The organism is Amycolatopsis sp. lyj-109 (genome assembly GCF_046548995.1).
Taxonomy (GTDB): Bacteria; Actinomycetota; Actinomycetes; order Mycobacteriales; family Pseudonocardiaceae; genus Amycolatopsis.
In genome coordinates this window covers 118,950-130,956 of record NZ_JAJPWR010000024.1, presented here as the reverse complement: position 1 = coordinate 130,956, position 12,007 = coordinate 118,950, and the positions used below count along the sequence as shown (strand labels likewise).

Here is a 12,007-nt window from a genome sequence, read left to right as displayed (position 1 = left end):
CCCGACGACCGGAGACCTCACCGTGGACGTGCTGGACCAGCCAGCACGACCCAGCACGCCCACCACCCACAACAAGATCAACAACCCAGCCTCAAGATCACCAAAAATCAAATCGGTGGATCCGGGCCGGACGTCCCGAAGGAGTCATTCGCGGCATCGGTCGCGAGCGCGCCCTACCCGAGCGGGGTGCGCCGGCGGCGCTTCACGAAGCGCCAGCCCACCGCCAGGATCACCGCGAGCACCGGGATCGAAGAGAACGCGAGCTTCTCGGCGCCGTCGGAGAAGCCCATCAGCACCACCACCAGGGCCAGGAACCCGAGCGTCGCCCAGCCGCTGTACGGCGCCCACGGCATCCGGTACGACGGGCGCTCCAGCTCGCCGCGCAGAGCGGCCTGGCGCAGCCGGAGCTGGCAGAAGATCAGCGTGGCCCAGGTGCTGATCACGCCGAGGGACGCGATCGCGATGGCGATGTCGAACGCCTCCTTCGGCACCAGGTAGTTCAGCACCACGCCCAGCACGTACGCGACCGACGTGAACAGGATGCCGCCGTAGGGCACCTGCCGGCTGCTCATCCGGCCGACGAACGAGGGCGCCTCGCCCTTCTCGGCCAGCGAACGCAGGATCCGGCCCGTCGAATAGAGGCCGGAGTTGACGCTGGACAGCGCCGCGGTCAGCACGACCGCGTTCATCACGTCGCCGACGCCCGGGATGCCGAGCCGGCTGAACACCGTCACGAACGGGCTCTCGTCACCGCTGTAGAACGGCCACGGCAGCAGCATCGCCAGCAGCAGCACGGAGCCGACGTAGAACACGCCGATCCGCCAGACCACGCCGTTGATCGCCTTCGGCAGCACCTTGCGGGCGTCCTTCGTTTCGCCGGCCGCGATGCCGACCACCTCGATCGCCGAGTAAGCGAAGATGACGGCCTGCAGCGTCATCAGCGCGACGCCGATGCCCGCCGGGAACAGTCCACTGTGGCCGGTGAGGTTGTGGGCGCCGGCGGGCGTGCCGCCGATGTCGGCGTTCGTCAGCACCAGGCCCGCGCCGACGACCAGGAAGACGACGATGGCCAGCACCTTGACCACCGAGAACCAGAACTCCAGCTCGCCGAACACCTTCACCGACAGCAGGTTCACCATCAGCAGGACGCCCAGGGCGATCAGCGCGGTGATCCACTGTGGCACATCCGGCAGCCACTTGTGCACGTAGATGGCGATCGCGGTGATCTCGGCGATCCCGGTCATCGCCCAGTTGACCCAGTACATCCAGCCGGAGGCGAAGCCGGCCCACGGCCCGATGAACTTCCGCGCGTAGGTGACGAAACTGCCCGAACTGGGCTCGTGCAGGACGAGCTCGCCGAGCGCGCGCATCACGAAGTAGGCGGCGATCCCGCAGATCGCGTAGGAGAAGATCAGCGACGGGCCGACCTGGTGGAGCTTGCCGCCGGCGCCGAGGAAGAGCCCGACGCCGATCGCGCCGCCGATGGCGATCATCTGCACTTGGCGGTTGCCCAGTGCTTTCGAGTAGCTTTCACCTTTTTCGGTGAGCAGCGAGGAATCCATGGTTATCGGACGCTAGAGCGATGTGCGGCAGGTCACCAAGCACCCTGAGGAAGACTTAAGGTGTGCCGGAGATCACTGCGGAATTCGTTCCGCCATCGGCGGAATCGAGGTGACCCGGGGGTGCTCGCCGCCATTGCCGGAGTGCCTTCTACGCTCGGGCCGTGGATCTCGCGGCGCTGCTGGACCGGATAGCCGACGACGTCGCGCCGGAAGTCGGCCGCGGCGCCGTCGCGGACTACATCCCGGCGCTGGCCAGGGTGGAGCCGTGGCGGTTCGGCATGGCGGTGGCCGAAGTGGACGGTGCGGTGCACGGCGTCGGGGACTGGGAACGCCCGTTCTCCGTGCAGAGCATGTCCAAAGTGTTCACATTGGCGCTGACGCTTTCCCGCGGCGACGGCGTGTGGGCGCGGGTCGGCCGCGAACCGTCGGGCGGTCCGTTCAATTCGCTGGTGCAGCTCGAACACGAGGACGGTATTCCGCGCAACCCGTTCATCAACGCGGGCGCGCTGGTGGTGACCGACGAACTCGCCCGGCACGGCGACGCGGTGGCGGCGCTGCTCGCCTTCCTCCGTGAGGAAAGCGGGCACCCGGAGATCGCCGTCGACCCCGAAGTGGCGGCGTCGGAGGCGGGGCACGCCGACCGCAACCGCGCCCTCGCCTACTTCATGGCCTCCTACGGCAACATGCGCCACCCGGTGCCGTCGGTGCTGGACCAGTACGTCCGCCAGTGCTCGATCGCGATGAGCTGCGCCGACGTCGCCCGGTCGGCGTTGTTCCTGGCCCGCCACGGCATCCGCAACGACGGCTCGCGCCTGCTCGGGCAGAGCGCGGCGAAGCGGATCAACGCGGTGATGCTGACGTGCGGCACCTACGACGCGGCGGGCGAGTTCGCCTACCGGGTCGGCCTGCCGGGCAAGAGCGGCGTGGGCGGCGGCGTCGTGGCGATCGTCCCGGGCCGGTGCGCGGTCTGCGTCTGGAGCCCGGGGCTGGACGCGCGCGGCAACTCCGTCGCCGGCGTTGCCGCGCTGGACCGGTTCACGACGCTGACGGGCTGGTCGATCTTCTGAGGTCAGCGCAGGTAGTTGTAGACGCTCGCCCGCGAGATCCCGAGCAGGTCGGTCACCGCCGGCACCGCGTTCTTCAGCTCGAGGTACCCCCGCTCCTTCAGTGACCGCACCAGGTCCTTCTTGGCGGTCGCCGGGAGGCTGCGCGGGGTGTGGCCGCGCTCGATCGCGTAGTCCTGGACCACCAGGCGCAGCTCGTCGCCGGTCCGGGCGCGCAGGGACTCGGCGAGCGGGGCCGGTTCGTCGGTGGCGGCGAGCCGGGCCAGGGCGTGGGCCGCGGAGCCGAGCAGGGAGACGTCGAGGTTGAGGCAGAGCGCCGCGACGTACTCGCCGCCGGAGTTGCGGATGCCGATCGACGTGCTCTTCGCGGGCCGGCCGTCCGGGAAGCGGTTCGGGTAGTTCTGCAGCACGTCCGGGAACTCCGGGTCGGCGATCCGGGCGAGGCCCAGTTCGGTCGCCGGGTCGCCGACCGCGCGGCCGGACAGGCCACCTTCGATCGCCCGCACCGCGTGGGCCGGGTCGCGCAGGTCGTGTAGCACCACCTCGCACAGGCCCGGGAACATCCGGCCGACGGCGTGGGCGATCTTCCCGGCTTCGCGCAGCAGCAGCTCGTCCTCGGTCATCCGATCAGCTCCCGCAGCTTGTCGGCTGCTTTCAGGCCGGAGCCGGTGAGCACGACGACCGTGGTTTCGCCCGGCCGGATGGCACCCCGCGCGCGGAAGACGTCGATCGCCGCGGCGGCCGTGGCGCTGGTCGGCTCCGCGTAGAGGCCGAGGGACGCCAGGCGGCGGGCGGCCGCGGCGATGGCGTCCTCGCCGATCGCCGCGGTGTCCCCGCCCGAGCGCCGGATCGCCGCGACGACCTCCGGCAGCCGCACCGGACGGCGGATCGCCGTCCCCTCGGCGACGGTCGGGGCGAACTCCGGCACCTGCCGGTCGTGGACGGCCGCGTCGACGGGGGAGCAGTTGCGCGGCTGCGCGACGAGCAGGCGCGGGCGCCGGGTGATCGACCCGGCTTCGAGGAGCTCTCCGAACCCGAGGTCGCAGCCCAGTACGATGCTGCCCGCGCCGGCCACGGTGACGACGGCGTCCGGCGCGCGGAAGCCGAGGTCTTCCCACAGCTCGTAGGCGAGGGTCTTGGTGCCCTGCAGGAAGAACGGGTGCCAGTTGTGGCTGGCGTAGGTGGTGCGGTCCGCGCGGCGGACGGCTTCGGCGGCGGTGTCGTCGCGGGTGCCCGGCACCAGTTCGACGGCCGCGCCGTACGCGCGGGTCTGCAGCACCTTCGCCGGCGACGTCCCCTCGGGAGCCAGGACGGTCGCCGCGATCCCGGCCGCGGCGCTGTAGGCCGCCACCGACGAGCCGCCGTTGCCGGAGCTGTCCTCCAGCAGCTCCCGGACCCCGGCGCCGGCCAGCGCGGAGACCATGACGCTGGAGCCGCGGTCCTTGAAGCTGCCGGTCGGGCTGAACCATTCGAGCTTGAACCGGACGTCCGTGTCGCCCCAGGCCTGCGGGACGAGCGGGGTGCAGCCTTCCCCGAGCGACACCGGGCGGAGGTCGCCGGGCAGCGCGGCCCGGTACCGCCAGAGCGAGCGGACGCCGGTGTCGACGTCCTCAGGGCGCAGGCCGGTCAGCGGGGCCACCGTCAGCGGGGCCCCGTCGTCGCCGCGCCAGCGCAGCGGGTCGCCGGGGTACCGGCGACCCGACCGCTCGTCGGTGTACCAGTACTCCACCGCCACCTCCCAGTCTGGACGAACAGTCCAAGCTTAGACGATCTGTCTAGAGCTACTCCCGAGTACGCGAAATGTCTTCAGCTTCTTCTCAGGAAAAGTTTGTAACGCGGGGACGGAAAATTTCGATCAAGTGCGCCGGTCGGCGTACCGCTGGTGGTCACCCGAATACCGCCGGTCGTGCCCGGTGGCCTGCCGGTGGCCGCTGACGTCCTCATTCGTGGTCTTGTGAGCACGGAGAATCCCGGAGCGTGACCAATCCACAGTGGAGCCCGCGTGCTGCACGGGGAGGTGTTGTGCATTCTTCGGCCGATTCTTCGCAGGCCCTGGAAAGCGTCGAGAAATTGCCGCTGCCAACCGGTGAAGAGTGGTGTGTTCGGATCGGCGAAGTGGCCGTCTCCGCCCTGCCGCTTTACGGCGGGATAAGCGCCGGGCGTGGTGGGGAAAGGTCGGACCCGACGGACGGCGTGGTCCGGACCGGGCAACGGCCCCGCGTCCACCAGGCGGGATGGCTTGCGCCGTCCGGCGGCGCACCCGGGGTGGACCACGTCCGGAACCGGTCCGCCACCGTCTGGTTCCGGCAATGGTGGTGCTCCGTCCCAGGGCGGGAACGTGACGGCGACGTTAAATTCTTGCGCGGTCGGCCTGGTCGATCCCGAATTTTCTGAACCTCGGCTATGAAATCGCGGTGGGTTGTTGACGGCACGGAAGGAACGCGCTTAAGTACTCCCCGTTACCCTTCACCCTTTCGTGCGTAGCGGGAGTTCCCATGCGTCTCTCGAAAGACGACTCCGTGCCGACCGGCCTGGTCGTCGCCGTGTCGCCGCTGCGATGGCCGTCGGCGCGCGGGGTCGCCGCCGCCGTGCGCGGAGGCGGGCTCGGCGTGCTCGACCTGACCGCCGGTGGCGCCGCGGCCGCGGACGAGCTCGCGCTGCTCGGGGAATGGGGTGTCCCGGCGTTCGGGGTCCGGCTGGCGCGGCCGGCGGACCTGCCCGATGCCGTGACCACCGTGCTGCTGACCGAAGACGCCGAGTGCGCGCCGCGGGACTTCCCGGGACGGCGGGTGCTGGCCGAGGTCACCTCCCGGGCCGCGGCCGGCCGGGCGGTCGCCGCGGGCGCCGACGGCCTGATCGCCCGCGGGCACGAATGCGGTGGCCGGGTCGGGGAACTGAGCACCTTCGTGCTGCTGCAGGCGCTGCTCGACGCCGATCTCGGCGTGCCGGTGCTGGCGGCGGGCGGCATCGGGCCGCACACGGCCGCGGCCGCGGTCGCGGGCGGTGCGGCCGGCGTCGTCGTCGACACCCAGCTCGCCCTGCTGCCGGAAGCCGAACTGCCGTCGGCCCTCACCACCGCCGTCACCGGCCTCGACGGCTCGGAAACGACCGTCGCCGACGGCGTCCGCGTCCTGGCCCGGCGCGGCACCCAGCCGCTCGAAGCGGGCCAGGACGTCTTCCTCGCCACCCGGTTCCGCGACCGGTGGGGCACGGTGACCGCGGCGGTGCGCGGGCTGGCCGACGCCGTCGGCGAGGCGCTGCGCCTGCCGGACCCGGTGCTGGGCCCCGGCAGCGCGGGCAGCCGCGCGCTCGGCACGGCGCTGCCGGTCGCCCAGGGACCGATGACCCGGGTCAGCGACCAGCCCGCCTTCGCGGCCGAGGTCGCCGCGGGTGGCGCGCTGCCGTTCATCGCGCTGGCCCTGTCCGGCCCGGAACAGACCCGTGACGTGCTGGAACGGACCCGCGCCGCGGTCGGCGACGCACCCTGGGGCGTCGGTGTCCTCGGGTTCGCCGCCGACGACGTCAAGGCCGCGCAGCTGGCCGTCATCCGCGAACTGCGGCCCACGCACGCGATCATCGCCGGCGGCCGTCCGGCCCAGGCCGTGGCCCTGGAAGACGCCGGCATCGCCACCTTCCTGCACGTCCCCTCACCGGGCCTGCTGAAGCAGTTCCTCGAGGCGGGCGCCCGCAAGTTCGTCTTCGAAGGCTCCGAGTGCGGAGGCCACGTCGGCCCGCGCACCAGCTTCCCCTTGTGGGAGGCCCAGCTCGGCGTGCTGGCCGACTTTCTCGCGGCCACCCCGGCCGCCGCCGCGGACCTGCAGCTGCTGTTCGCCGGCGGCATCCACGACGAACGCTCGGCCGCGATGGTGGCCGCCCTCGCCGCCCCGGTGGCCGCGCGCGGTGCGGCGATCGGCGTGCTGATGGGCACCGCCTACCTCTTCACCCGCGAGGCCGTCGACGCGGGAGCCGTGCTCCCGCTGTTCCAGCGCCGGCTCCTGGAAGCCGAGCGCACCGATCTTCTCGAAACCGCGCCGGGCCACGCGACCCGCTGCGTGCGCAGCCCGTTCACCGAGGAGTACACCGCGATCAAGGCGGACCTCGCCGAGCGCGGCGTGCCGAGCCGCGACGCCTGGGAGCAGCTGGAAACGCTCAACGTCGGGCGGCTCCGCCTGGCCAGCAAGGGCATCGAGCGTGTCGGCGCCGAACTGCGGGACGTCGCCGAGGACCGCCAGCTGGCCGAAGGCATGTTCATGGCGGGCGAGGTCGCCGTGCTGCGCTCGGCCGTCACCACGATCGCCGACCTGCACCACTCGGTGGGTGCGGGCGCGAACGCGTTCCTGCGCGCGCGGGCCGCGGAATTCGGCGTCACCGGGACCGAACCGCCCGCGCCGGAGCCACTGGACATCGCGATCGTCGGCATGGCCTGCATGTTCCCGCAGGCCCCCGACCTGGCCGCGTTCTGGGCGAACGTGCTGGCCGGCACCGATGCGGTCACCGAGGTGCCCCCGCAGCGGTGGGACACTTCGCTGTACTACGACCCGGAGGGCCAGGGGGAGCGGACGCCGTCGCGCTGGGGCGGGTTCCTGCCCGAGATCGGCTTCGACCCGCTGAAGTACGGCATCCCGCCGTCGTCGCTGGCCAGCATCGAACCGGTGCAGCTGCTGGCCTTGGAGGCCGCGCACCGCGCGCTCGCCGACGCGGGCTACGCCGACCGCGCGTTCGACCGGGCCCGGACATCCGTCGTGTTCGGCGCCGAAGCGGGCAGCGACCTGTCGAACGCGATGACGCTGCGCTCGGTGCTGCCGTCCTATCTGGGCGAGCTGCCGTCCGAACTGGACGAACGGCTGCCGCGGGTCACCGAGGACTCGTTCCCCGGCGTGCTCGCCAACGTCATCGCCGGGCGGATCGCCAACCGGCTCGACCTGGGCGGGGCCAACTACACCGTCGACGCCGCCTGCGCGTCTTCGCTGACCGCGGTCGACGTCGCCTGCAAGGAACTGACCGCCGGCACCAGTGACCTCGTCCTCTGCGGCGGTGCGGACCTGCACAACGGCATCAACGACTACCTCCTGTTCGCCTCCGCGCACGCCCTCTCGCCGACCGGGCGATCGGCGACGTTCGACAGCGCCGCCGACGGCATCGCGCTCGGCGAAGGCGTCGCCTGCGTCGCCCTCAAGCGCCTCGCCGACGCCGAACGCGACGGCGACCGGGTGTACGCCGTGATCAAGGGCGTCGGCGCGGCTTCCGACGGCCGCGCGCTGGGGTTGACGGCGCCGCGGCCCGAGGGGCAGCACACCGCCCTGACCCGCGCCTACCGCAACGCCGGCGTCTCGCCCGCGCACGTCGGGCTCGTCGAGGCCCACGGCACCGGCACCGTCGTCGGCGACCGGACCGAGCTCGGCACGCTGACGAAGGTGTTCACCGAGGCCGGCGCCGCGCCGGGCGCGTGCACGATCGGCTCGGTGAAGTCGCAGATCGGGCACACCAAGTGCGCCGCGGGCCTGGCCGGGCTGATCAAGGCCGCGCTGGCCGTGCACACCGGCGTCAAACCGCCGACGCTGCACCTCTCGGCGCCGAATCCGGCGTGGGATCCCGAGACCAGCCCGTTCGTGTTCCAGTCGGCGGCGCAGCCGTGGACCGCGCCGCCGGCCGAGCGGCTCGCCGGGGTCAGCGCCTTCGGCTTCGGCGGCACCAACTTCCACGTGGTGCTCGCCGCGCACGACGGCATGCCGCCTGCGCAGGCCGCGGACGAGTGGCCCGCGGAGCTGTTCGTCTTCGGCACCGACGCGGCGGTCCGCGACCTGCTGGCCATGGCTTCGGAAGTCCCTTCGCCGTGGCGGCTGCGGGATTTGGCACTGGCGGCGGCCCAGCGGACGCAAGGACGTCCGGTGCGGCTCGCCGTCGTCGCGTCCACTGTGGACGAGTTGGCCGGGCTGCTGCGGCAGGCACTGGACGGGCACGACGCACCCGGCGTGTTCCGCGCGGACGATGCGGTGCCGGGCGAGGTCGCGATGCTGTTCCCCGGCCAGGGCAGCCAGCGGCCGGGCATGTTCGCCGAGCTGTTCGTCACCTTCCCCGACCTGCAGCGTTACCTGCGGCTCGACCCGGCGACGGCCGAGGTCGTCTTCGGCCCGGCGGTGTTCGGGGAGACGGCGCGGCAGGACTCCGTGGACCGGGTCACCGACACCCGCGTCGCCCAGCCCGCGCTCGGGCTGGCCGGGCTGGCCGCGTTCCGGCTGCTGACCCGCGCCGGCGTGCGGCCCGCGATGCTGGGCGGGCACAGCTACGGCGAGCTGACGGCACTGGCCGCGGCCGGAGCCTTCACGCCGGAAGGACTGTTGCACGCGAGCCACGCCCGCGCGGCGGCGATCCTCGACGCAGTGCCCTCCGGCGATCCGGGCGCGATGGCCGCGGTGTCGGCGTCCGCCGCCGAGGTTCTTGCGGTTCTCGGCGAATCGCCGGTCGTGCTGGCCAACCACAACTCGCCCAAGCAGACGGTGATCTCCGGGCTCACCGCCGACGTCGAGGCCGCGGTCGGGCACCTGCGCGCCGCCGGGCTCGGCGCGAAGCGGATCCAGGTCGCGTGCGCGTTCCACAGCTCGCTGGTGGCACCGGCGGGGGAGGCGTTCGGCCGGGCGCTGGACGCGATCGGCGTCGTGCGGCCCGCGGTCCCGGTGTACGGCAACCGGACGGCCGGGCCCTACCCGGCTTCGCCGGACGCGATCCGCGACGAACTGGCCGCTCAGCTGGGTGCGCCGGTCCGGTTCGTGGAGCAGGTCGAGGCGATGTACGCGGCCGGCGCGCGGGTGTTCGTCGAGGCCGGGCCCGGGGCGGTGCTGGCCAAGCAGGTCACCGCCATCCTCGGCGACCGGCCGCACCGGACGGTCGGGTTCGAGCAGCCGGGCCGTCGCGGCCTGCCGGGCTTCCTCGGCGCGCTGGCGCAGCTGGCGGTGTCCGGGGTGAACGTCGAGACCGGCTGGTTGTTCCGCGGCCGCGACGCGGTGGACGCGTTCACGGCGCCACGCCCGAAGCGTCCGGGGTGGACGGTCGACGGTCACCTGCTCCGCACCGCGGACGGCACGATCCCGGCCGGCGCCCTCCGCCCGGCGGAGCGGATCTCACTCGGCCTGCCCACGGCGGCGCCCGCGGCGGCGGCGACGTCGGAAGCAATGGTCGCGGACTTCCTGCGCACGAGCCGCGAGATGATCGCCGCCCAGCGCGACGTGCTCCTGGGCTTCTTCGGCACGGACGCTCCCTTGTCGATCCCGGCGCCGGTCATCGAGCGCCCCAAGGCGGCCTTGGTTGCGTCAGACGCACCGAAGGCCGCCTTGGGTGCGTCAGACGCACCGAAGGCCACATTGGGGCGCTCCGTGCTGGAGACCGTGGTCGAGGTGATCGGGGAGCGGACCGGGTATCCGGTGGAGATGATCGAGCCGGATCTCGATCTGGAAGCCGACCTGAGCGTGGATTCGATCAAGCGCGCCGAGATCGCGGGCGAGCTGGCGTCGCGGCTGGGGCTGGCCGGCGGCGACGTCGAGGAGTTCGCGAAGGCCCGGACGGCCGCGGCGATCGCGGAGCTGATCGGCGCGGAAAGCCCCGGCACGGCTCCGACGACAGTGTCGGTGCTGGAGACCGTGGTCGAGGTGATCGGGGAGCGGACCGGGTACCCGGTGGAGATGATCGAGCCGGATCTCGATCTGGAAGCCGACCTGAGCGTGGATTCGATCAAGCGCGCCGAGATCGCCGGTGAGCTGGCGACCCGCCTGAACCTCGACCCGGGTGGCGACGTCGAGGAGCTGGCCAAGGCCCGCACGGCCGCGGCGATCGCGGAGCTGATCGGTGGCGAGCGCCCCAATGTGGCCTTGGTTGCGTCTGACGCAACGAAGGCCGCCTTGGGTGCGTCTGACGCAACGAAGGCCGCCTTGGGTGCGTCAGACGCACCGAAGGCCACATTGGGGCGCTTGGGGCCGGCCGAGCCCGCGCCTCTGATCGTTGCGCCGAAACGTCTCGTGATGGCCGAAGCCGAGCTGCCGGTCGCCGAGGCTCCCGTGGTCGCCGGGCGGAAGTTCCTGCTGCTCGGCCGCGGGCCGCTCGCGGAGGCCGTCCGAACCCACCTCACCGGGCTGGGCGCCACCGCCGAGCTCGCCGACGATGTCCGCGCCGGGTTCGACGGGGTCCTCTTCCTCCCGGCGGACGGACCGGTGCTGCCCGCCGCGTTCCCCCGGTACCAAGCCGCGCTCGCGACGAAGCCCGCCTGGCTGCTGACCGCCGGGCCCGGCGAGGGCCTGCGGGGGTTCCACCGCAGCCTCGCGCGCGAATACCCGGACACGCTCACCCGCGTGGTCGAATTGTCCCCGGGCGAGACCTCCGAAGACCAAGCGGCCGCCTTCGTCGCCGAGCTGTCCACAGTGGACCGCGAACCCGTCGTCGTGCGGCACCGGGACCACCGGACCGGCTTCCGGATGACCGAGCAGGACCTCGGCCCGCTCGGCAGCAGCGGCGCGGGCCCGGCGGGCGACGGCGCCGCCGAAGCCGCCGCGATCGGCCTGCGGCGCGACTCGGTCGTCCTGCTCGTCGGGGGCGCCAAGGGCATCACCGCCCGGTTCGCCACCACCCTCGCCGCGGCCGCCCGGTGCCGCGTCGAACTACTCGGCCGGACGCCGGTGCCCGCCGCCCAAGACGAACACCCGCAGGCCAGGACGGCCAAGGACCTCCGGGCCGCGCTCATCGCCGCCGGGCTGAAGAGCCCCGCCGAGGTCGAACGGACGGTCCGCCGGATCCAGGGCGAACGCGAGGTCCGCCAGACCCTGGCCAAGCTCGAAGCCCTCGGCAGCCCGGCCCGCTACCAATCGGTCGACATGCTCGACGCCGAAGCCGTGCACCGCGCGGTCAAGGAGATCCACGCCGAGCACGGCCGGCTCGACGGCATCGTCTACGCGGCCGGCGTCATCGAGGACAAGCTCGTCGCCGAGAAGACGCCGGAGTCGTTCGAGCGCGTGTACGGCACCAAGGTCGACGGCGCCCGCACCCTCCTCGAAGCGACCGCCGACCTGCCCGAGGAGCCGGCGTTCGTCGTCCTCTTCGGCAGCATCGCCGCGACCCTCGGCAACCGCGGCCAGTCCGACTACGCCGCCGCCAACGACGCCCTCGAAACGCTGGGCCGCCGGTGGCCCGCCGGGCGGGCGGTCACCGTCCACTGGGGACCGTGGGCGCCGACCGGCGAGCACGACGGCATGGTGACGCCCGAGCTCATGCGCGACTACGCCCGCCGCGGCATCGCGCTGATCGACCCGGAGGAGGGCACCCTCGGCCTGCTGCGCGAGCTGGCCTGGGGCCGTCCGGACACCGGCGCCGTCATCCACACGGCGTCCGGGTGGTGAC

At 72.7% G+C, this 12,007-nt stretch carries 5 protein-coding genes; 2 read left to right on the top strand and 3 right to left on the bottom strand.

From position 1 onward, the window contains the following. Positions 1 to 173 precede the first annotated feature (173 nt). Complete coding sequence (locus tag ACLJQF_RS38755) at positions 174 to 1,562, bottom strand: amino acid permease (protein ID WP_410615264.1); 1,389 nt, start codon at positions 1,560 to 1,562, stop codon at positions 174 to 176. Positions 1,563 to 1,723: 161 nt separating this feature from the next. Here ACLJQF_RS38755 and ACLJQF_RS38750 point away from each other — a divergent pair, with 161 nt between their 5' ends. Then, positions 1,724 to 2,629, top strand: coding sequence for a glutaminase (locus ACLJQF_RS38750; RefSeq protein WP_410615263.1), 906 nt, complete (start codon positions 1,724 to 1,726; stop codon positions 2,627 to 2,629). A gap of 2 nt (positions 2,630 to 2,631) precedes the next feature. Here ACLJQF_RS38750 and ACLJQF_RS38745 read toward each other — a convergent pair whose 3' ends face one another. Both ACLJQF_RS38745 and ACLJQF_RS38740 read right to left on the bottom strand, forming a co-directional pair. After that, a complete protein-coding gene (locus tag ACLJQF_RS38745) occupies positions 2,632 to 3,249 on the bottom strand; it encodes a transcriptional regulator (RefSeq protein WP_410615262.1) in 618 nt (205 codons plus the stop codon). Next, positions 3,246 to 4,355, bottom strand: a complete 1,110-nt coding sequence (locus ACLJQF_RS38740; RefSeq protein WP_410615261.1) for a threonine synthase — start codon at positions 4,353 to 4,355, stop codon at positions 3,246 to 3,248. The genes ACLJQF_RS38745 and ACLJQF_RS38740 overlap by 4 nt, the downstream gene beginning before the upstream one ends. 766 nt (positions 4,356 to 5,121) lie before the next feature. Here ACLJQF_RS38740 and ACLJQF_RS38735 point away from each other — a divergent pair. After that, the gene (locus tag ACLJQF_RS38735; RefSeq protein ID WP_410615260.1) at positions 5,122 to 12,006 is read left to right on the top strand and encodes an SDR family NAD(P)-dependent oxidoreductase; all 6,885 of its coding nucleotides are present in this window, start codon (positions 5,122 to 5,124) and stop codon (positions 12,004 to 12,006) included. The last annotated feature ends 1 nt before the right edge of the window (position 12,007 follow it).